Here is an 18,951-nt window from a genome sequence, read left to right as displayed (position 1 = left end):
CAGGCCAAGGCCGGCGGCCCGACGCTGGTCTGGCGCGGCGACATCGCGAGCGCCCGCGGCTTCATGAACGACCTCGCCAAACAGTACGAGCGCGAGAAGAAAGTCCGCATCCAGATGACCGCGTTCAGCACGATCTCGGGCATCGACGCGGTGCTGCAGGGCACGGCCGACTTTGCCGGCACGCTGCGCGCGAATCATCCCAAGCGCGCCGAGGAATCCGGCGTGACCTTCGTGCCGGTCGCCTGGGACGGTCTCGTGATGATCGCGTCGCCGGCCAACCCGGTGTCGAACATCTCGATCAAGGACATCTGGCGCGTCTACTACGGCCGCGCCGACAACTGGAAGCTGCTCGGCGGCAATGACAAGGCGATCAACATGTATGCCGTCGCCGGCCCGCTCGACGGCGTCGAGTACGCGCTGCGCTGGCTGATCTTCAAGAACGGCGACCAGCGCGTCGCCGTGCCGCGCGTCTACCTCAACACGTCCAAGCTCGAGGAGGCCGTCACGCTCGACCCGGCCAGCCTCGGCGTCAGCACGCTGTCGAATACCGCCGGCAATCCCAAGCTGAAACTCCTCAACGTCGACGGCGTCGTGCCTTCGACCGCGAGCGTGCGCAGCGGCAGCTATCCGCTGTACACGCCGGTGTTCATCGCGATCCGCGAAGACTCGACGAATGCCGCCGCGGTCAAGGATTTCATCGCGTGGCTCGACACGCCGTCGGCGAAGGCGACGCTGGTCAAGCGCCAGCTCGTTCCGTATTCCGAAGGCCTCGCGCTGAAGGACGGCGACGAGGCACGGCTCGCGATGATCGAAAGCAAGGTCAATGAAACGCCGCTGGCCGCGCCGGCCGCGACGGCCGCTGCGCTGAGCCGCGTCGCGCCGACGTCGACGCTGACCCAGGAAGCCAAGGCCGAAGCCGCCGAATCGCGCAGCAAGAAGGCCGCCGCGAAGAAGGCCGATGCCAAGGCCGCCGCAAAGACCGACGCCAAGTCCGACGCGAACGCCGCTGCGACCGGCGGCGGCTGACCGGCGCGTCGCAGCGGCGCCGATGCGCATCGCGTATCGCGCCGCACGACCGCATCGCGCCGGCGACCGCCGCGCCGCAGGAAACCCATGCAGATCCACGCCATCAGTCTCGACCTCGACGACACGCTGTGGCCGATCGCGCCGATCGTGCAGCGCGCCGAACAGCGCCTGCACGACTGGCTGCTGACGCACTGCCCGACGGTCGCGGCGGCTTATCCGATCGCGCTCATGCGCGAACTGCGCGACCGCATCGCGCTCGAGAACCCGCACCTCGCGCACGACTTCACGGCCCAGCGCAAGCTCAGCCTGACGACCGCGCTGACGCCGCACGGCTTCGGCGAGGACACCGTCGAAGCCGCGTTCGAAGCGTTCTATGCGGCGCGCAACGAGGTCGATCTGTACGCCGACGCGCGTCCGGCACTCGAACGACTGGCCGCGCGCGTGCCGCTGATCGGCCTGTCCAACGGCAACGCCGATCTCGGTCGCATTGGGCTGCGGCATCTGTTCGTCGACTGCGTGACCGCGCGCGACTTCGGCCGCGCGAAGCCTGCGCCCGAGATCTTCCACGAAGCCTGCCGCCGCGTCGGCGTCGAGCCGCCGTTCGTGCTGCACGTCGGCGACGACCCGCTGCTCGACGTGCACGGCGCGCGCGGCGCGGGCCTGCCGTCGGCCTGGCTGAACCGCGACGGCCGCGACTGGTCGGACGCTCCGCGTCCCGATATCGAATTCCGCACGCTGACCGAACTCGCCGACTGGCTGTAAAAAACGCGGCCTGGACCGCCGCAACGGATAATCTGTCGGGAACGCCGTCACCCCGATACGTCAACGACCCTCAGGATTCGCATGCAAGGACTGACCGAACTGCGCCGCAACAGCCGCGCCACCGAGCTGATCGCACTGACGACCGACACGCTGGACGCTCAGCTCAAGAGCCTCGGCGCGAAGGCAAAACGCTGGGTCGAGGCGCAGGGCTTCAAGGCCGATGCCGGCAGCCTCGTGCAGGTGCCCAACGACGACGGCAGCCTGCGCTGCGTGCTGGTCGGCGTCGGACGTACCGACGACATCTATGCGCTAGCGAGCCTGCCCCAGCGCCTGCCGGCCGGCGACTATCGCCTCGGCAACGACGCGATCGACGTGCAGCGCGCGGCACTCGGCTGGGCGCTCGGCGCCTATCAGTTCACGCGCTACAAGAAGCCGCGCCGCGCGCCGGCGCAGCTCGCGGTCGACGCCGCGGTCATCGCCGCCGTCGCGCCGCTCGTCGAAGCCGCGACGCGGACGCGCGATCTCATCAACACGCCGACCGAAGACCTCGGGCCGGCCGAACTCTGCGCCGCGGTGCGCGATCTCGGCAAAGCCCACGGCGCGAAATTCCGCGAATGGGTCGGCGACGCGCTGCTCAAGAACAACTTCCCGACCATCCACGCCGTCGGCCGCGCGAGCCACCGCGAACCGCGCCTCGCCGAACTGACCTGGGGCAAGAAGGGACCGCATCTCGTCATCGTCGGCAAGGGCGTCTGCTTTGACACCGGCGGACTCGATCTCAAGCCCGCCGACGGCATGCGCTGGATGAAGAAGGACATGGGCGGCGCCGCGCATGCGATCGCGCTGGCCGGCCTCGTGATGCAGGCCAAGCTGCCGCTGCGCCTGACGCTGCTGATTCCCGCGGTCGAGAACGCCGTCGCCGGCAACGCCTATCGCCCCGGCGAGGTCATCACGACGCGCCCCGGCATCACCGTCGAGATCGACAACACCGATGCCGAAGGACGCCTGATCCTCTGCGATGCGCTGGCCTATGCGGCCGAGCAGAAACCCGACCTGATCCTCGATTTCGCAACCCTGACGGGTGCCGCGCGCATCGCGCTCGGCCCCGACCTGCCCGCCCTGTTCTGCAACCGCGACGACATCGCGCAGCAATTGCTCGACGCCGGCACCGCGCAGCAGGACCCGTTGTGGCGCATGCCGCTGTGGCGCCCGTACCTGACCATGCTCGAATCGCACATCGCCGATCTCGCCAACGCCGGCCCGTCGCGTCACGCTGGCGCGGTCACCGCCGCGCTCTACCTCGAACGCTTCGTGCCCGAGACCATCCCCTGGGCGCATCTGGACGTCTATTCGTGGAACGACGGCGAACGGCCCGGCAAGCCCAAGGGCGGCGAGGCGCAGGGCCTGCGCGCGTACTTCGAGTTTTTGAAGAAGCGCTACGGGACCGCCGGCTGACGTTCCGGCGCGACGTTCGCCAGACGCCATGACACCCGGCGCTGCCCACGCGGCCTGGATACCGTGCGACAAGCATGACCTGCGTCGCGCCGAAGCTGCCGTCGCCGCAGGCTATCCGGCCGTCGAACCGGTACTGCCGGCGCTGATGGAATGGCTGCAGGACCTCAACTGGCCGGTCGCCCGCGTGCTCGCACCGTTTCTGGCGAGCATCGGCGCGCCGCTGCTGCCGCATGTGCGTGCCGTGCTTGCGTCCGGCGACGACGTGTGGAAATACGGAATCGTCGGCCGGCTCGTCGGCGAATCGGATGTGTTGCCCAGGCAGCTGCGCGCGGAACTCGTGCGCCTCGTCGAGGCGCCGACCGCCAGCGAGATCGCCGAAGAGCTGCCGGAGATCGCCCGGGAAGTTCTCGAGCGCGGCTGACCCGCCGCGGCGCCGACTTCTGGACAAGTCAGCACTGTTCAAATTGCGCACCTGGCTAGCGCAGGAATCCGTGCATCGGCTGCCCGCAACCGGCGGGGCCGACTGCGGCGAGACCCGCATGCGCGAGAGCACGCCGGGGCTGCGCTCACGATTCCGCGACAGAAAAAACCCGGCCGAAGCCGGGATTTTTCGTTTTGCCGCAAACCGCCGTCGGCGTCAGTCGACGCGCAGTCGCGCTCCGGGCTGCTGCGGCAGCACCTGCTGCGCGAGCTTGGTGTCGGCGCGGATCAGGCCGATCTCGTCCGCAAGGATGTGCGCGGCTTCATCGAGCGCGACGTCCTTGCGCTGCTTGGCCTGCTTCTCGCGCTCGACCTGGCTCTTGATGCTGCGTTCGTCGGCCTGCAGGCCGTCGTCGGAGACGTGGGCGACGGTGTCTTCGCCGTCCTCGGCCGTGCTGCCTTCGCTGACCGCGGTCGTCGTCGCGCTCGCGACGGAGACGTCGGATTTCTCGGCCTTTTCGAGCGCGGCGCGTTCGGCGTCGCGGGTCTTCTTGCGCGCTTCCTGGTCGTCGCGCTCCTTGCGGCGCTCGGCCTCGTTGAGCGAGACGGTCTTCTCGGCGCGCAGGCGCTTCACCTCGGCCTGGTCCTCGGCGTAGTACTGCCATTCCTTCGATTTCGCGATGCGTGCGTCATGGCGCGTCGCGAGCATCGGCAGGATCGGCTTGAGGTCGGCGACGGCTTCGTACCTGGCCGGCGTGATCGAGCTCCACGGCAACGCATTCGGATAGCTCGACTCGCCGAATTCCTTGGCCTCGCCGCCGTCGGGGAAGGCGATGTCGGGCACGACGCCGCGCAGCTGCGTCGTGCCGCCGTTGATGCGGAAGAACTGCGCGCTCGTCATCTTGAGTTCGCCGTACTTCGGCTTCTCGTTCTGCGCGGCGTTGTCGAGGTCGACGAGCATCTGCACGGTGCCCTTGCCGAACGTCGGCTCGCCGATGATGACGCCGCGGCCATAGTCCTGGATCGCGGCGGCGAAGATTTCCGACGCCGACGCCGAGCCGCGGTTGACCATGACGGCGAGCGGGCCGTCCCAGATCATGCCGGACTGATGATCTTCCTCGGCTTCGACGCGACCCTGCGCGCTGCGCACCTGCACGACCGGCCCCTGATCGATGAACAGGCCCGTGAGTTCGGTCGCTTCGCTGAGGCTGCCGCCGCCGTTGTTGCGCAGGTCGATCACGACGCCGTCGACTTTTTCCTGCTTGAGTTCGGCGAGCAGCTTCGCGGTGTCGCGCGTCGCGCTCTTGTAGTCGCGGTCGCCGCGGCGGCGTGCGTCGAAATCGAGATAGAACGTCGGCAGCTGGATCACGCCGACGCGGCGCGTCGTCGCGCCGTCCCTGACCTCGATGATCTGCTTCTTGGCGGCCTGCTCTTCGATGCTGACTTTCTTGCGCACCAGCGACAGCGTCTGGTGCTTCGCATCGGGGCCGCCGTCGGCCGGCAGCACCTCGAGGCGCACGACGGTGTCCTTCTGGCCGCGGATCTGCTCGACGACGTCGTCGAGGCGCCAGCCGATCACGTCGTTGATCGGGCCGTTCTCGCCCTGGCCGACGCCGAGAATGCGGTCGCCGACCTTGAGCTTGCCCGACAGCGCCGCGGGACCGCCCGGCACGATCTCGCGGATCGCGGTGTATTCGTCTTCGCGCTGCAGCACCGCGCCGATGCCCTCGAGCGACAGCTTCATCGAGATGTCGAAATTCTCGCTCGCGCGCGGGCCGAGGTAGTTCGTGTGCGGCTCGATCGAGGTCGCGTACGCGTTCATGAAGGTCTGGAAGACGTCTTCGCTGTTGATCTGCGCGACGCGGTCGGCGAAGCCGGCGTAGCGCTTGTCGAGCGTCTTGCGGATCTCGTCGTCCTTCTTGCCGGCGAGCTTCAGGCGCAGCACGTCGTTCTTCACGCGCTTGCGCCAGAGATCGTCGAGCTCGGCCGTATTCGCCGGCCAGGCTGCGTGCTCGCGGTCGAACACATAGGTTTCCGGCGCACTGAAATCGAACGGCTTTTCCAGCAGCTTGCGCGAATACGCCGTGCGTTCGGCGACGCGCTGCAGATAAAGATTGAACACCGCGAACGGCATCGTGAGGTCTTTGTTGAAGATCGCGTCGTCGAGCTGTTCGCGCGCCGCGCTGAAGCGGTCGACGTCGGACTTCAGGAAAAACAGCTTCTCGCCGTCGAGCGACTCGAAGTACGCGTCGAACATCTTGGCCGACATCGCGTCGTCGAGCGGCACGGCTTTGTAGTGGAAGCGCGTCAGGAAGCGCGAAGCCCAGATGGCCGCCTCGGCCTGGTCTTCGACGGGCTTGAGCAGCGGACCGGACTGACCGGACGGCTTGGCCGCGACGAAGCCGGAGGCCAGGAGGGCGAGAACGATCAGGGTCTTGCGCATGTGTGTCTCCAACGAAACTCGATCTTGCCTAAGCGGTCTGAACAATGCCGGCGGCGTGCGCCATTTCGTCCGCATGATAGGACGAACGCACCATCGGCCCGGAAGCCACGTGCTGGAAGCCCAGGCGATAGCCCAGTTCTTCCAGCGCCTTGAACTCCGCCGGCGTCCAGTAACGGATTACCGGATGGTGGTGCGGCGTGGGTTGCAGGTATTGACCGATGGTCACCATGTCGACATCGTGCGCGCGCAAATCGTTCAACGCACCTTCGACCTGCTCGAAGGTCTCGCCGAGGCCGAGCATGATGCCCGACTTCGTCGGCACGTCCGGATGCTGCGCCTTGAAGCGCTTGAGCAGATCCAGCGACCAGTCGTAGTCGGCGCCGGGGCGCACTTCACGGTATAGCTCGCGCACCGTCTCGAGGTTGTGATTGAACACGTCGGGCGGCGCGGTCGCGAGGATTTCCAGTGCGCGTTCCATGCGGCCCTTGCCGCGGAAGTCGGGCGTCAGGATCTCGATCTGGATGTCCGGGCTCTGCTCGCGCACGAGGCGGATGCAGTCGGCGAAATGCTGGGCGCCGCCGTCGCGCAGGTCGTCGCGGTCGACCGAGGTGATCACAACGTAGCGCAGCGCCATGTCGCGGATGGTCTCGGCCAGATGACGCGGCTCGTCCGCATCGGGCGGCTTGGGCCGGCCGTGGGCGACGTCGCAGAACGAGCAGCGCCGCGTGCAGACCTCGCCGAGGATCATGAACGTCGCGGTGCCCTTGCCGAAGCACTCGTGGATGTTCGGACAGCTCGCTTCCTCGCAGACCGTGACGAGCCGGTTCTCGCGCAGCTTGGCCTTGAGCTTGGCGACCGCGTTGCCCGGCGGAATGCGCACGCGGATCCAGTCGGGCTTGCGCAGCTTGGGCGCTTGGTCGAACACGGCGCGGTTGCGCGCGATCTTGTCTTCGCCGAGCTGTTTTTCGCCGACGACGACGATGGGGATGGCCTTGGTGGAGGTCGAGGATTCCATGCGACTCACGCGAGAGCGGCGATCGGAACGGACGCCGCGGGAATGACGGGATCGGCCGGCTGAGGCCGCAATCCGAGCTGTCGCGCGAGTTCCTCGACGAGGCTGGCCTGCAGCACCGCCAGACTGGCCGGGCCGCCCAAGTCTAGCACCTGGGTCACCGCCAACCCCTTATAACCACAGGGATTGATGCGGTGGAACGGTTCGAGGTCCATGGCCGCGTTGAAGGCCAGGCCGTGGAACGAGCAGCCGCGCCGGACGCGCAGGCCGAGCGCGGCCACTTTGGCGTCGCCGACGTAGACGCCGGGCGCGCCGTCGCGGCGCTGCGCGAGGATGTTCCAATTTTCCAGGGTCTCTATCACGGCCTGCTCGATGCGGTGCACAAGCTCGCGCACGCCGATGCCGCGGCGGCGCAGGTCGACCAGCACATAGGCCATGATCTGGCCCGGACCGTGATACGTGACCTGTCCGCCGCGGTCGACCGGAATGACAGGAATGTCGCCGGGGGCCAGCACGTGCTCGGTCTTGCCGGCCTGGCCGAGCGTGAACACGGGCTCGTGCTGCAGCAGCCAGAATTCGTCGACCGTCTCGGCCGTGCGCGCATCGGTGAATGCCTGCATCGCGCGCCAGACCGGTTCGTAAGGCCACAGGCCCGGCAGTTGGCGCACGCGTACCGGCAGCAGGTCGCTCATCACAGGGTCCAGCGGATATCCGGATCGGCGCGCAGCACTTCATGCGCGGCGTCGTACTTCTCGCGGCTCGGGCAGGTGAAGCTGACCGTCACCGACAGATAGTTGCCTTCGCGCGACGGCCGCGTGCGCAGGCTGCCGTCGAGCACGCTGAGGCCAATGCCGTCGAGCAGCGCGGGTACGCGCACGGCGAGATCGGCCGTCGCATTGCCCATCGCGGTGATCTCGAACAGCCCGGGAAACTGGAATCCCTGCTGCGGCGATTCGGGCTGGATGTCGTCGAGGTTGCGCATTACTTCGTATCCGGTTGCTTGCTCGGCTGCACGGCCTCGTCGCTCTTGAACCAGAGCATGATGCCGTCGCCGAGACGGCGCATGAAGCCGGCTTCAGGGTACTCCTGCAGCGCGACGATGGGACGCTCGACCAAAGGCTTGCCGTCGAGCGTGATGCGCAGCGTGCCGAGGTTCTGGCCCTTGGTGTAGGGCGCCACGAACCGGCCCGGCACATCCATGGCCGCCTTCAGATCGGCATAGCGGCCGCGCGGCAGCGTCACGAGCACGTCCTGCGTCACGCCGAGCTGAATGGTGTCGGCCAGCCCCTTCCACAAGGTCGGTTCCGCCACGGGCCTGTCCGCGCTGTAGAGCTTGTGCGTCTCGTAGAAACGGAAGCCGTAGTTCAGCAGTTCCTGGGTCATGTCGGCGCGGACTTTCTCGCCCTTCGTGCCCATGACCACGGTGATCAGGCGCTCGTCGTCGCGCTTGGCCGACGCAGCCAGGCAATAGCCCGCGCCCGAATGATGGCCGGTCTTGATGCCGTCGACGGAACCGTCGCGCCACAGCAGCGCGTTGCGGTTGTGCTGCTTGATGCCGTTCCACTCGAACTCCTTGATCGCGTAGATCTTGTAGTCCTCGGGGTAGTCGCGGATCAGCGCGCGCGACAGCAGCGCGATGTCGTGCGCGGTGGTGTAGTGGTCCGGCGCGGACAGGCCGCTCGCATTGACGAAATGCGTGTTGGCGAGGCCCAGGCGCTTGGCGTATTCGTTCATGAGGTCGGCGAACACGGCTTCCGAGCCGGCCAGGTGTTCGGCCAGCGCTATTGCCGAGTCGTTGCCCGACTGCACGATCATGCCCATGAGCAGGTCGTGCAGCTTCACTTTCGAATTGAGCGCGAGGAAGCTCGTCGAGCCGTCGGTGCCGGCGCCGCCGCCGCGCCAGGCGTTTTCGCTGATGAAAACCTCGTCGTCGGGCTTGACCTTGCCCGCGGCGAGCTCGGCCGAGACGACGTAGGACGTCATGATCTTGGTGATCGACGCGGGTTCGACGCGCTCGTCGGGATTGCTCGATGCGAGCACCTGCCCGGTCGCGTAGTCCATGAGCACCCAGGCCTTCGCATCGAGCGTCGGCGGCGGCGGCATCGGCGCGTTGATCGCGCTCGGCACGGCCACGGCCGGTTTCGGCGTCGGCGCGGAGGCCGGCGTCTGCGCGGCGGCGAGGCCGGCGCAGGTGGTCAACAGGACGCTGGCGAGCAGATTGAAGCGATGCGACATGGTTCTTCCGTACAGGTGAGCCGGCGCACGCCGGCATGAAGGAGATTCGGCGCATCCCGGCGCGGGGTGTCGCGCCGGGATGCGGGAACAGCGTGTTTCCTCGATCAGTCGATCGCGACCCGGGGTTCGCCCAGACCGAGGCGGCGAAGTTCGCTGGACAGGCGGTCGGCTTCGTCGACGTCGCGCAGCGGGCCGAGCCGCACGCGGCGCACGTTGCGGCCGTTGACGGCCGCCTCGACGACGCGGACCTCGCCGAGCTTCGCCGCCGCGACGCGCTGCGCGGCGCGCTCGGCATTGGCCTGCTCGCCGAACGCGCCGACCTGCAGATAGATGCGCGGCTGCGCCGTCGCGTTCGCATCGGCGACAGCCGTGGCCGGTGCCGGCACCGAGCGCGCGGCCTCGACCGGCGTGGTCTTCGGCAGCGGCCGCGGCGGCGTGCGCGCCGCAGTCGCGGCCATGCGCGCGTCGGGCTCGATTTCGCCTGGCGTCAGCGCGCGCACTTCGACGAGTCCGGTGCCCTTCGGCCAGACGCCGATCCTCACGGCCGCGGCATAGGACAGGTCGATCAGGCGGTTGTCGTGGAACGGGCCGCGATCGTTGACGCGCACGACCACGCTCTTGCCGGTCTCGAGATTCGTCACGCGCGCCCAGCTCGGCAGCGGCAGCGACTTGTGCGCGGCGGTAAATTTATACATGTCGTAGGGTTCGAAGCTCGACGTCATGTAGCCATGGAACTTGTTGCCGTACCACGAGGAAATGCCGCGCTCGACATAGCCGCGCGAGGTCGGCAGCACTTCATAGGAACGCCCGAGCACCGTGTACGGCGAACGGTTGCCGTAGCGCGACGGCGGTTCGTTCTTGGGTTCGGGTTCTTCGATACGGCTGACATCGATCGCCTCGCGCGGACCGTCGTCCTGCGCCTGGCGATAGCGTTGCGCCTGGCTGAGGCTGGTTTCGGGCACGCCCGGGCCGGTTTGCGGCGCGGGGCTGGCGGCCGGCGGGCGAGTGCCCGGCGCGGGCCCCGCACGATGCGTCTTCCTGCCGCCGCAGCCGGCGAGCAGCGCGACGGCGAGCAGCACAAACGCGCCCTGCACGAGCCGGCGGTGTGCGGACGCGCTCATGGGCCGGCGTCCTCGACGCCCGCCGCGATCTGCTCGGCGAGCTGCTTGACCGCCATCGCATACATCGGACTGCGGTTGTAGCGCGTGATCACGTAGAAGTTCTGGAACGTGATCCAGTATTCCGTGCCCTCCTCGCCTTCGAGCTTGAGCAGCGTGGCCGGCCGCTGCGGGTCGAAATGCTCGGCCGGCACGTACCCCCAGTCGACGAGCTGCTGCAGCGGGTAGACGGGCTCGGTGTTCGCCGGCGTGATCTCGCGGGCGCCCTCGGCGGGCTTCACACGCACCGCGACCGGGCCTTCGGGTTCCCAGCCGTGGCCCTGGAAATAGCTCGCGATGCTCGCGACGATGTCGGGACGCGAATTCCAGAGATCGATGCGCGTGTCGCCGTCGTAGTCGCGCGCGAATTTCGCGATCGAGGTCGGCATGAACTGGCCCCAGCCCATCGCGCCCGCGTACGAACCGCGCAGTTCGTCGATCGGAAAGGCCAGCTGGCCGTCGTTGAGCCGCAGCAGCTGCGAGAGTTCGCCGCGGAAGAACTTCTCGCGCGGCGGGTAGTGGAAGGCCAGCGTGCTCAGCGCGTCGAGCACGCGGTATTTGCCGGTGATCTTTCCGTAGCTCGTCTCGACGCCGATGATCGCGACGATGACGCTCGGAGCGACCTGGAATTCCGCGGCGACCTTGTCGATGAGCTCGCGGTTGTCGCGATAGAACGCGATACCGCCGTCGCGGCGCAGGTCGGTGATGAAGATCGGCCGGTATTCCTTCCACGGCTTGACCGCTTCGGCCGGCCGGGAAATCGCGTCGATGATGCTCTGCTGGTACTGCGCTTTCGCGAGGATCGCGAGCACCGCGTCGCTGTCGAGGCCGTAGTCGCGCGCCTGTTCGGCGGCGAAGGCCTGTTCGGCCGCGGTCGGCGGCTCGGGCTGCGCTTCCTGCGCGCAGGCGTCCGGGACGGCGGAAAGCGCCGCCACGGCGAAGAAAACACGGGAAAACACGGGCATTCGGAGCGCCTGGCCACTCGTCGACACAAACGGCCGGTAGCGTATCACGCGCATCGCGGCGCCTGACCCGATGCACGTTCACGGTTCAGCGCACAGAGCGTCAGCGCGTCAGGCGGAAATTCGAGGCTTTTTCCCAGAGCGTCTTGATGTTGTCGCGCCAGCGCTGCGCGGCCGGCGGATCCTGCGGCGGTCCCTGCACCGGCGCCGCCTTGGGCGTGTTGACCTGCCCTTCCTGCGCGTAGCGCAGCGCGTCGATCGCGAGCCGGTCCCAGCGCAGGAACTGCGCGACCGGCACGAGCACCCAGGGACTGCGTTCGTTCGGTTCGCCCAGCGGCGCCCAGCCGGTCGCGCCGGGCAGCGCCAGCGCCTGTTCGCGTGCGCGTCCCTGCAGGCGGAACGCCATGCCGGGCAACATGTAGAACAGGAACGCCGTGCCGTTGATCTGCACGGCGGGCTTGCCGTACATCGCGGTCGCGGTCGCTTCGTGCTCGCGCGTCATGAAATCGGCGATCGTGTCGTAACGCGTACGCGCGTTGGCCATGTCGCTGCAGCCTCCCTGGTGGCGTGCGGCCGATGCTACGCCGATTCCCGGCGGCCGGCCTGTACCGTGCTCACCGCACGAAATTGCGATGCGCGTGAATCGACATCAGCACGCCGAATCCGGTCAGCAGGCTCACCGCGGACGTGCCGCCGTAGCTCACGAGCGGCAGCGGCACGCCGACCACGGGCAGGAGGCCCGTGATCATGCCGCCATTCACCATGACGTAGACGAAGAACGACATGCCGATCGCGCCGGCGAGCAGGCGCGAATAGGTGTCCTTGGCGTTGGCCGCGATCCAGAGGCTGCGGCCGATGATGAATACGTACAGCGAGATCAGCAGCAGCACGCCGATCAGGCCGAATTCCTCGCTGTAGACCGAGAACACGAAGTCGGTCGTGTGCTCGGGCAGGAATTCCAGGCGCGACTGGCTGCCCTGATGCCAGCCCTTGCCGAACACGCCGCCGGCGCCGACGGCGATCTCGGACTGGATGATGTGCCAGCCGTTGCCGAGCGGATCGGATTCGGGATCCATGAACATGCGCACGCGGTTGCGCTGGTATTCGTGCAGGAAATGCCAGGCCACCGGCGCCGCGGCGGCCACCGCGCCGAGCAGGCCTGCGATACGCCACCACGACAGTCCCGACAGGAACAGCGCGAACGCGCCGCTCGCGGCAACCAGCAGCGACGTGCCGAGATCCGGCTGTTCGGCGATGAGACCCGCGGGAATGCCGATGATGACCGCGACCATGAACAGGTCGCGCCAGTCCGGCGGCAGCGTGCGCGCATGCAGATACCACGCGACCATCATCGGCGTCGCGAGCTTGAGCAGTTCCGACGGCTGGAAGCGCACGAATTTCAGGTCGAGCCAGCGATTCGACCCGCGGCCTTCGCCGACGAGCTCCACGAGCACGAGCAGCACGACGCCGACGAGATAGAACCACGGCGTCCAGTTGCGCAGCGACGACGGCGGAATCCGCGACATCACGATCAGCGCGACGCCGCCCATCAGGAAGCGCGCGCCCTGGTTCATGACGATGCTCGCGTCCTTGTCGCCGGCGCTGTACAGCGTGACGAGACCGATCGCGCCGACCAGCATCAGCGCGAGCAGCAGCGGCAGGTCGACGCGCGGACGGCGCAGGTGCGCCTTGGCGGCCGCGGCGATGCGGTCGAGGCTCAGGTCGATCATCGGGTCGTCTCCGCCGGTGCCGGCGGCGCGGGCGCCGCATGGGTGCGCGGTGCCGCCGATGCGGGCGCCACGGGCACCGTGCCCGGCGGCGGCGCGAGCCAGGTGTCGAGGATCTTGCGGCCGAGCGGGGCGGCGTCGAGCGAGCCGCTCGCGCCGTATTCCATGACGAGCGCGAGCGCGATCTGCGGCTGGTCGACCGGCGCGAATGCGACGAACAGCGCCTGGTGGCGCTGCGCCGCATCGAGACCGCGCGTGTCGACTTCGTTGCCGGTGCGCGAGAAGCGCTGCGCCGTGCCGGTCTTGCCGGCCGCGGTGTACGGCGCGTCGGCGAACACGCGCGCCGCGGTGCCGGTCGAGCCGGCGACGACCGCGACCATGCCGTCGCGGACACGGTCCCAGTTCGTCATGTCGACGATGAAGCTCGGTTCCGCGGCCGCCAGCGCGACCGGCTCGACCGGCGCGCTGAAACCGGCCTGGGTCGCGCGCAGCAGGTGGATCGGATGATGGGCGCCGCGCGCGGCGAGGATCGCCGTCGCGTTGGCGAGCTGCACCGGCGTCACGACCCAGTAGCCCTGGCCGATGCCGGCGATCACGGTTTCGCCTGGAAACCAGGGCTTGTTGTACATCGCGCGCTTCCAGTCCTTCGACGGCAGGATGCCGGTGGACTCGCCCGACAGGTCGATGCCCGTGCGCGCGCCGAAGCCGAATTTCGCGAGGTAGCCCGACATCCGGTCGATGCCCATGTCGAGCGCGAGCGAATAGAAATACGTGTTGACCGACTGCGCCAGCGACTCGACGAGATCGACGCGGCCGTGGCCGCCGCGGCGCCAGTCGCGATAGCCGCGGCTCTGGCCCGGAATGTGGAATTCGCCCGAGGAGAACACGGTGTCGTCGAGCCGGCGTATGCCCTGCTCCAGTCCGGCGATGCCCATGAACGGCTTGACCGTCGAACCGGGCTTGTAGCCGCCGACGAGCGCGCGATGCAGCAGCGGGCGCATCGGCGAGGACATGAGACTGCGGTAGTCGACGTGGCTGATGCCGTTGACGAACAGGTTCGGATCGAAGCTCGGCACGCTGACCATCGCCAGCACTTCGCCGTTGCGCGGATCGATCGCGACGGCCGAACCGGGCTTGCCTTCGAAAATCGCCTCGGCGGCTTCCTGCAGGCGCACGTCGATCGTCAGGAACAGGTTCTTGCCGGGCTTGGGCGGGGTCGAGTCGAGCACGCGCAGCGCACGTCCGTCGGCGTTGATCTCGACGCGCTCGTAGCCGGGTTCGCCGTGCAGGATCTTTTCGTAGTAGCGCTCGATGCCGGTCTTGCCGATGTGCGTCGTGCCGGCGTAGCGCGTCACGTCGAGATCGCGCAGGTCGGCCTCGTCGATCCGCGCGACGTAGCCGACGACATGACCGAACTCGGCGCCGCGCGGATAGGTGCGCGTCAGGTAGGGCACGACTTCCACGCCGGGGAAGCGCCAGCGGTTCACCGCGAACTTCGCGACCTCGTCTTCGGACAGGCGGAAGCGCAGCGGAATGCTGTTGAAGCTGCGGCGTCCCTTGCGCTGTTCCTTGTAGCGCTTGATGTCGTCGTCGGTCAGCGGCACGAAATCGCGCAGCCGCGCGAGCAGGCCGTCGACGTCTTTGTCCCTGACCTGCTCGGGCGTGATTTCGAGGCGGAACGCTGCGGTGTTGTCGGCCAGCAGCACGCCGTTGCGATCGAAGATCAGCCCGCGCGCCGGCGGGATCGGGCGCAGCTTGATCCGGTTCTGGTCGGCGCGCGTCGCGAACTCGTCGTGACGCACGACCTGCAGATGCACGAAGCGCGCGGCGAGCACGCCGAGGCAGACGACGATGATCAGGAAGCCGACGAGTGCGCGGCGCTGGAACAGCGCGACCTCGCGTCCGCTGTCCTTGAGCTTGGGACGGCGCGGACTCATGCCTCGTGGACGCGCAGCCGCGCGCGCAGGTCGTCGAGCAGCAGGAATACCCAGGGCCAGGCGAGCATGCCGGCGACGGGCGCATACCAGAACGACATCGGCGGTATCGGCGCGCCGGTGAACGCGCGTTCCATGAGGCTCAGCACGCGGTCGTTGAGCAGCAGCGCGAACACCGCGAGCGACTGCTGCCACATCGGGAAGAAGCGCAGGCGCGAGCGGAACCGCAGCACGATGAAGGCCAGCGCCGCGAGGCGCAGCGCCTGGTCGCCGAGCAGGTCGCCCTGCAGCACGTCGCCGACGAGACCGAGCAGGAACGCGCGGCCGAGGCCGACGCGCTCGGGCTCCTCGAGCGCCCAGTAGATCAGGATCAGCCCGAGCCAGTACGGCCGGAACGGCAGCAGCAGATCCGGCAGCGGCATCAGCTGCAGCAGACAGGCTGCGACCAGGGTCAGCAGGAACAGCACGAAATGCGCGCGATGCCGGTTCATGGCGTTGTTCCCGGCGTGGTGCCCGGCAGCATGCCCGGCTCGACCGGCGGCGGCGCGGCCGTCGCCGGTGTGCGCGGCGGCGCGACGACGCGTTGTTCCGGCGGCGGTGCCGGCGGACCGACTTCCGGCGTCATGGCCGGCGGACCGACCGGGTCGGCCAGCGGCCGCAGCAGCAGCACGTCGCCGCTGCGCTCCAGCGCCGCGGCGGGACGCGCGACCGCGACGGCGAACATGCCGCTGGGCTCGGCCGCGACCGACACGATCTCGCCGACCGGAAACCCGGCCGGAAAGCTGCCGCCGAGACCGGAGGTCAACAACTTGTCGCCGGCCTTCACGTCGGCGCTGACCGGGATGTTCGGTACGTCGAGCCGGTCGCTGCTGCCGCTGCCGTAGGCGATCGTGCGCAGGCCCGTGCGTTCGATGACGACGGGCAGGGCATGGCTGGTGTCGGTGATCAGCACGGCCGTCGAGGTCGTCGGCAGCACTTCGCTGATCTGGCCCATGACGCCATAGGCGTCGAGCACGGCCTGCCCGACGACGACGCCCTGGCGCGCGCCCGCGTCCAGCGTGATGCGCTGGCGGTAGGGGTCGAGCACGATATCGATGAGCTTGGCGAGCTGCACGCCGAGACCCAGCGAGTGCTGGACGTCGAGCAGTTCCTTGAGCCGCGTGTTCTGTTCCGCGACGGCGCCGAGGCGATTGAGGCGTGCCTGGGTCAGCAGCAGCGCTTCGCGCAGACGCTGGTTTTCCTGGGTCAGCGCCTGGCGGTCGGCGACCGCCTGGCGAATGTTGCGCGCCGCGTCGGCCGGCATGGCCGCGATGCGATAGACCGGTTCGACCGCGATCGCCGCGTACTGGCGGACGCGCGCGAGATAGTGGCCGCGGTAGTCGGCCACCATGAGCGTCACGCCGATGGCGAGGTAGACGACCAGACGCAGAGTGCTGGTCGCGCCGACGCCGAACAATGGAGTGGTATCGGTGCGGGCAAGCGGCATGCGGAATCAGCCAGGGATCGCGCGTCGGCCGGACGGCCGCCGCGCACGACGCGGATCAGTGAAACGCGAACCTCGAAACAGCGCGCTTTTGCCGTTGGAGCCCGCTTGAGTCAAGGGGCCGGCCGACGCCGGGTCGGCCGGATGACGACGTTGTGCAGCTGGACACAAAAGCGGTACGGCCGTGGCGGGTGCCGCGGTTTCATTCCGGCGCGAAGAAGTCGCTGCCGTGCAGATCGATCAGTTCGAGCGCGCGTCCGCCGCCGCGGGCCACGCAGGTCAGCGGCTCGTCGGCGACCTGGACGTGCAGGCCGGTTTCCTCGGAGATCAGACGATCGAGGTCACGCAGCAGCGCACCGCCGCCGGTCAGCACGATGCCGCGCTCGGCGACATCGGAACACAGTTCCGGCGGCGTCTGCTCCAGCGCGCTGCGCACCGCCGAGACGATGCCCGACAGCGGCTCGTGCAGCGCTTCGAGCACTTCGTTGGAGTTGATCGTGAACATGCGCGGCACGCCCTCGGCGAGATTGCGGCCGGAGACCTCGATCTCGCGGACCTCGCTCTGCGGATAGGCGCAGCCGACTTCGAGCTTGATGCGCTCGGCCGTGGCTTCGCCGATCAGCGTGCCGTGGTTGCGGCGCACGTAGTTGACGATGGCTTCGTCGAAGCGGTCGCCGCCGATACGCACCGACTGGGAATAAACGATGCCGTTCAAGGAGATGACGGCGACTTCCGAGGTGCCGCCGCCGATGTCCAGCACCATCGAGCCGCGCGCCTCGTGAACCGGGATACCGGCGCCGATCGCTGCGGCCATGGGTTCTTCGATGAGGAACACGTCGCGCGCGCCGGCGCCTTCGGCCGATTCCTTGATCGCGCGGCGCTCGACCTGGGTCGAGCCGCAGGGCACGCAGATCAGCACGCGCGGACTCGGGCGCAGCATGCGGCTCTTGTGCACCTGCTTGATGAAGTGCTGCAGCATCGCCTCGGTCATCATGAAGTCGGCGATGACGCCGTCCTTCATGGGCCGGATCGCGACGATCGAACCCGGCGTGCGTCCGAGCATGCGCTTGGCGTCGCCGCCGACGGCCGCGACGCTGCGCGGGCCGCCCGGACCGCGGTCCTGGCGGATCGCGACGACCGAAGGTTCATTGAGGACGATGCCCTGGCCGCGCACGTAGATCAGCGTGTTGGCGGTGCCGAGGTCGATGGACAGATCGTTGGAAAACAGACCGCGAAGGCTTTTGAACATGTTCGCCGAGGAGCCGAGAACTGGATGGGGAAGCCCTGGAAAAATCGGCAGTCCACGGCTTCGTGGAACGCCTTGCGTCAAGGGGTCATGGAGACGAGCCGCCGGAAACCGGCACTCTGCTGCCAGGACTTCTTCAAGTCTTCCAGCGGGCGGAAAAGGCCGCACAGTCTAGTGTCCGCCCCCCGCGACCGCAAGGTAAGGCCGCGTTAAAAAAGCATTTTTGGGTTTGGCCCGACGGCCGCGCAGGCAGTCCGGACAGCCCTGGGGTTATGCGCTTTGGTGCACTGCAGCGCCGTGCTAAGTTCGGTCGCTCCACGACTCGCCCGATTCGCCATGTCACTCGATCACGCCGCGGTTCGCCATATCGCCCGCCTGGCCCGGCTCGCTGTCGCCGACGACCAGCTCGAAAGCCTGCGTTCGGACCTCGAACGCGTGCTGCACCTGTTCGACGACCTGGCCGCGGCGAACGTGAATCACCTGGCACCGCTGGCGCATCCGCACGACCAGGCGCTGACCCTGCGCGACGACGTCGTCAGCGACGGCGACCGCAGCGAACAGCTGCTCGCACTCGCCGCCGCGTCTCAGGGCGGCTACTACCTCGTGCCGAAGGTGATCGAATGAAGCCCATGTCGATCTATGCGCTGTCCACGGAACTGCACCTGCGCCGGATTTCCGCGGCCGAACTCGCCGAACAGGCACTGCAGCGCGCCGGCAGCGCCGCCGCACTGAACAGCTTCATCCGCATCGACGCGGACGCGGCGCGCGCGAAGGCCCGCGCCGTCGACGAGAACCGCGCGACCGGCCGCGACCTGCATCAGCTCGCCGGAATCCCGTTTGCGCACAAGGATATTTTCTGCACAAAGGGAACACCGACCACCTGCGGCTCGCGCATGCTGCAGGACTTCGTTCCGCCGTACGACGCGCACGTCGTCGAGCAGCTCGCGCGCGCCGGCGCGGTCAGCATCGGCAAGACCAACATGGACGAATTCGCGATGGGTTCGTCCAACGAGAACAGCGCGTTCGGCGCGGCAAGGAATCCCTGGGATCCGACGCGCGTGCCGGGCGGCTCGTCGGGCGGCTCGGCCG

General features: G+C 68.2%; 19 protein-coding genes. 6 read left to right on the top strand and 13 right to left on the bottom strand.

Translation table 11 applies throughout. The features are described from left to right. The 4 genes from VLF18_RS00450 to VLF18_RS00435 form a co-directional block, all read left to right on the top strand. A partial coding sequence (locus VLF18_RS00450) for a substrate-binding domain-containing protein (RefSeq protein WP_325277641.1) occupies positions 1-1,026 on the top strand: 1,026 nt, incomplete at its 5' end. A gap of 87 nt (positions 1,027-1,113) precedes the next feature. Further along, the gene (locus VLF18_RS00445) at positions 1,114-1,788 is read left to right on the top strand and encodes an HAD family hydrolase (protein ID WP_325277640.1); all 675 of its coding nucleotides are present in this window, start codon (positions 1,114-1,116) and stop codon (positions 1,786-1,788) included. A gap of 81 nt (positions 1,789-1,869) precedes the next feature. Continuing rightward, entirely contained in the window at positions 1,870-3,243 is a 1,374-nt protein-coding gene (locus VLF18_RS00440) for a leucyl aminopeptidase family protein (RefSeq protein WP_325277639.1), read from the top strand. Positions 3,244-3,271: 28 nt separating this feature from the next. Beyond that, positions 3,272-3,664, top strand: a complete 393-nt coding sequence (locus VLF18_RS00435; protein WP_325277638.1) for a DUF5071 domain-containing protein — start codon at positions 3,272-3,274, stop codon at positions 3,662-3,664. A 216-nt stretch (positions 3,665-3,880) separates the two neighbouring features. Here the strand turns inward: VLF18_RS00435 and VLF18_RS00430 are convergent, their stop codons facing one another. The 13 genes from VLF18_RS00430 to VLF18_RS00370 all read right to left on the bottom strand — a co-directional run bounded on the left by VLF18_RS00430 (position 3,881) and on the right by VLF18_RS00370 (position 17,865). After that, complete coding sequence (locus VLF18_RS00430) at positions 3,881-6,106, bottom strand: carboxy terminal-processing peptidase (RefSeq protein WP_325277637.1); 2,226 nt, start codon at positions 6,104-6,106, stop codon at positions 3,881-3,883. A gap of 28 nt (positions 6,107-6,134) precedes the next feature. Next, positions 6,135-7,121, bottom strand: a complete 987-nt coding sequence (lipA, locus tag VLF18_RS00425) for a lipoyl synthase (RefSeq protein WP_325277636.1) — start codon at positions 7,119-7,121, stop codon at positions 6,135-6,137. 5 nt (positions 7,122-7,126) lie between these two features. Next, positions 7,127-7,810, bottom strand: a complete 684-nt coding sequence (gene lipB, locus VLF18_RS00420; protein ID WP_325277635.1) for a lipoyl(octanoyl) transferase LipB — start codon at positions 7,808-7,810, stop codon at positions 7,127-7,129. Beyond that, positions 7,810-8,100, bottom strand: coding sequence for a DUF493 family protein (locus VLF18_RS00415; RefSeq protein ID WP_325277634.1), 291 nt, complete (start codon positions 8,098-8,100; stop codon positions 7,810-7,812). Before VLF18_RS00415 ends, lipB begins: the two co-directional genes overlap by 1 nt. After that, positions 8,100-9,353 (bottom strand): D-alanyl-D-alanine carboxypeptidase family protein, encoded by a 1,254-nt coding sequence (locus tag VLF18_RS00410; protein ID WP_325277633.1) that lies wholly within the window; start codon positions 9,351-9,353, stop codon positions 8,100-8,102. The genes VLF18_RS00415 and VLF18_RS00410 overlap by 1 nt, the downstream gene beginning before the upstream one ends. Before the next feature lie 104 nt (positions 9,354-9,457). Continuing rightward, the gene (locus VLF18_RS00405) at positions 9,458-10,474 is read right to left on the bottom strand and encodes a septal ring lytic transglycosylase RlpA family protein (RefSeq protein ID WP_325277632.1); all 1,017 of its coding nucleotides are present in this window, start codon (positions 10,472-10,474) and stop codon (positions 9,458-9,460) included. Next, entirely contained in the window at positions 10,471-11,475 is a 1,005-nt protein-coding gene (gene mltB / locus VLF18_RS00400; protein WP_414717165.1) for a lytic murein transglycosylase B, read from the bottom strand. The genes VLF18_RS00405 and mltB overlap by 4 nt, the downstream gene beginning before the upstream one ends. A gap of 100 nt (positions 11,476-11,575) precedes the next feature. Continuing rightward, entirely contained in the window at positions 11,576-12,016 is a 441-nt protein-coding gene (locus tag VLF18_RS00395) for a hypothetical protein (RefSeq protein WP_325277630.1), read from the bottom strand. Between the two features lie 70 nt (positions 12,017-12,086). Then, on the bottom strand, positions 12,087-13,202 hold the full coding sequence (rodA, locus tag VLF18_RS00390) for a rod shape-determining protein RodA (protein ID WP_325277629.1): 1,116 nt from the start codon (positions 13,200-13,202) through the stop codon (positions 12,087-12,089). Then, positions 13,199-15,136, bottom strand: coding sequence for a penicillin-binding protein 2 (gene mrdA, locus VLF18_RS00385; protein WP_325277628.1), 1,938 nt, complete (start codon positions 15,134-15,136; stop codon positions 13,199-13,201). The genes rodA and mrdA overlap by 4 nt, the downstream gene beginning before the upstream one ends. Beyond that, positions 15,133-15,624: a rod shape-determining protein MreD gene (gene mreD / locus VLF18_RS00380; protein WP_325277627.1), complete on the bottom strand. Its 492-nt coding sequence runs from the start codon at positions 15,622-15,624 to the stop codon at positions 15,133-15,135. The genes mrdA and mreD overlap by 4 nt, the downstream gene beginning before the upstream one ends. After that, on the bottom strand, positions 15,621-16,619 hold the full coding sequence (mreC, locus tag VLF18_RS00375) for a rod shape-determining protein MreC (protein WP_325277626.1): 999 nt from the start codon (positions 16,617-16,619) through the stop codon (positions 15,621-15,623). The genes mreD and mreC overlap by 4 nt, the downstream gene beginning before the upstream one ends. Before the next feature lie 199 nt (positions 16,620-16,818). After that, positions 16,819-17,865, bottom strand: a complete 1,047-nt coding sequence (locus VLF18_RS00370) for a rod shape-determining protein (protein WP_325277625.1) — start codon at positions 17,863-17,865, stop codon at positions 16,819-16,821. A 333-nt stretch (positions 17,866-18,198) separates the two neighbouring features. Between VLF18_RS00370 and gatC the strand changes: the two genes are divergently transcribed. Next, positions 18,199-18,486, top strand: coding sequence for an Asp-tRNA(Asn)/Glu-tRNA(Gln) amidotransferase subunit GatC (gatC, locus tag VLF18_RS00365; protein WP_325277624.1), 288 nt, complete (start codon positions 18,199-18,201; stop codon positions 18,484-18,486). Further along, the coding region (locus VLF18_RS00360) for an amidase (protein WP_325277623.1) at positions 18,483-18,951 on the top strand (469 nt) is incomplete at its 3' end. The genes gatC and VLF18_RS00360, both read left to right, overlap by 4 nt.

This window comes from Tahibacter sp. (assembly GCF_035481375.1).
Taxonomy (GTDB): domain Bacteria; phylum Pseudomonadota; class Gammaproteobacteria; order Xanthomonadales; family Rhodanobacteraceae; genus Tahibacter.
Note: the sequence above shows the minus strand (reverse complement) of the source record. Positions and strands in the feature narration are given on the sequence as shown.

What these genes read in the sequence shown, in the direction of transcription:
- VLF18_RS00370 (WP_325277625.1), bottom strand. Translation starts at nt 17,865, where the DNA reads ATGTTCAAAAGCCTTCGCGGTCTGTTTTCCAACGATCTGTCCATCGAC.
- gatC (WP_325277624.1), top strand. Translation starts at nt 18,199, where the DNA reads ATGTCACTCGATCACGCCGCGGTTCGCCATATCGCCCGCCTGGCCCGG.
- lipB (WP_325277635.1), bottom strand. Translation starts at nt 7,810, where the DNA reads ATGAGCGACCTGCTGCCGGTACGCGTGCGCCAACTGCCGGGCCTGTGG.
- VLF18_RS00445 (WP_325277640.1), top strand. Translation starts at nt 1,114, where the DNA reads ATGCAGATCCACGCCATCAGTCTCGACCTCGACGACACGCTGTGGCCG.
- lipA (WP_325277636.1), bottom strand. Translation starts at nt 7,121, where the DNA reads ATGGAATCCTCGACCTCCACCAAGGCCATCCCCATCGTCGTCGTCGGC.
- VLF18_RS00395 (WP_325277630.1), bottom strand. Translation starts at nt 12,016, where the DNA reads ATGGCCAACGCGCGTACGCGTTACGACACGATCGCCGATTTCATGACG.
- mreD (WP_325277627.1), bottom strand. Translation starts at nt 15,624, where the DNA reads ATGAACCGGCATCGCGCGCATTTCGTGCTGTTCCTGCTGACCCTGGTC.
- rodA (WP_325277629.1), bottom strand. Translation starts at nt 13,202, where the DNA reads ATGATCGACCTGAGCCTCGACCGCATCGCCGCGGCCGCCAAGGCGCAC.
- VLF18_RS00440 (WP_325277639.1), top strand. Translation starts at nt 1,870, where the DNA reads ATGCAAGGACTGACCGAACTGCGCCGCAACAGCCGCGCCACCGAGCTG.
- VLF18_RS00415 (WP_325277634.1), bottom strand. Translation starts at nt 8,100, where the DNA reads ATGCGCAACCTCGACGACATCCAGCCCGAATCGCCGCAGCAGGGATTC.
- VLF18_RS00405 (WP_325277632.1), bottom strand. Translation starts at nt 10,474, where the DNA reads ATGAGCGCGTCCGCACACCGCCGGCTCGTGCAGGGCGCGTTTGTGCTG.
- mltB (WP_414717165.1), bottom strand. Translation starts at nt 11,475, where the DNA reads ATGCCCGTGTTTTCCCGTGTTTTCTTCGCCGTGGCGGCGCTTTCCGCC.
- mreC (WP_325277626.1), bottom strand. Translation starts at nt 16,619, where the DNA reads ATGCCGCTTGCCCGCACCGATACCACTCCATTGTTCGGCGTCGGCGCG.
- mrdA (WP_325277628.1), bottom strand. Translation starts at nt 15,136, where the DNA reads ATGAGTCCGCGCCGTCCCAAGCTCAAGGACAGCGGACGCGAGGTCGCG.
- VLF18_RS00430 (WP_325277637.1), bottom strand. Translation starts at nt 6,106, where the DNA reads ATGCGCAAGACCCTGATCGTTCTCGCCCTCCTGGCCTCCGGCTTCGTC.
- VLF18_RS00435 (WP_325277638.1), top strand. Translation starts at nt 3,272, where the DNA reads ATGACACCCGGCGCTGCCCACGCGGCCTGGATACCGTGCGACAAGCAT.
- VLF18_RS00410 (WP_325277633.1), bottom strand. Translation starts at nt 9,353, where the DNA reads ATGTCGCATCGCTTCAATCTGCTCGCCAGCGTCCTGTTGACCACCTGC.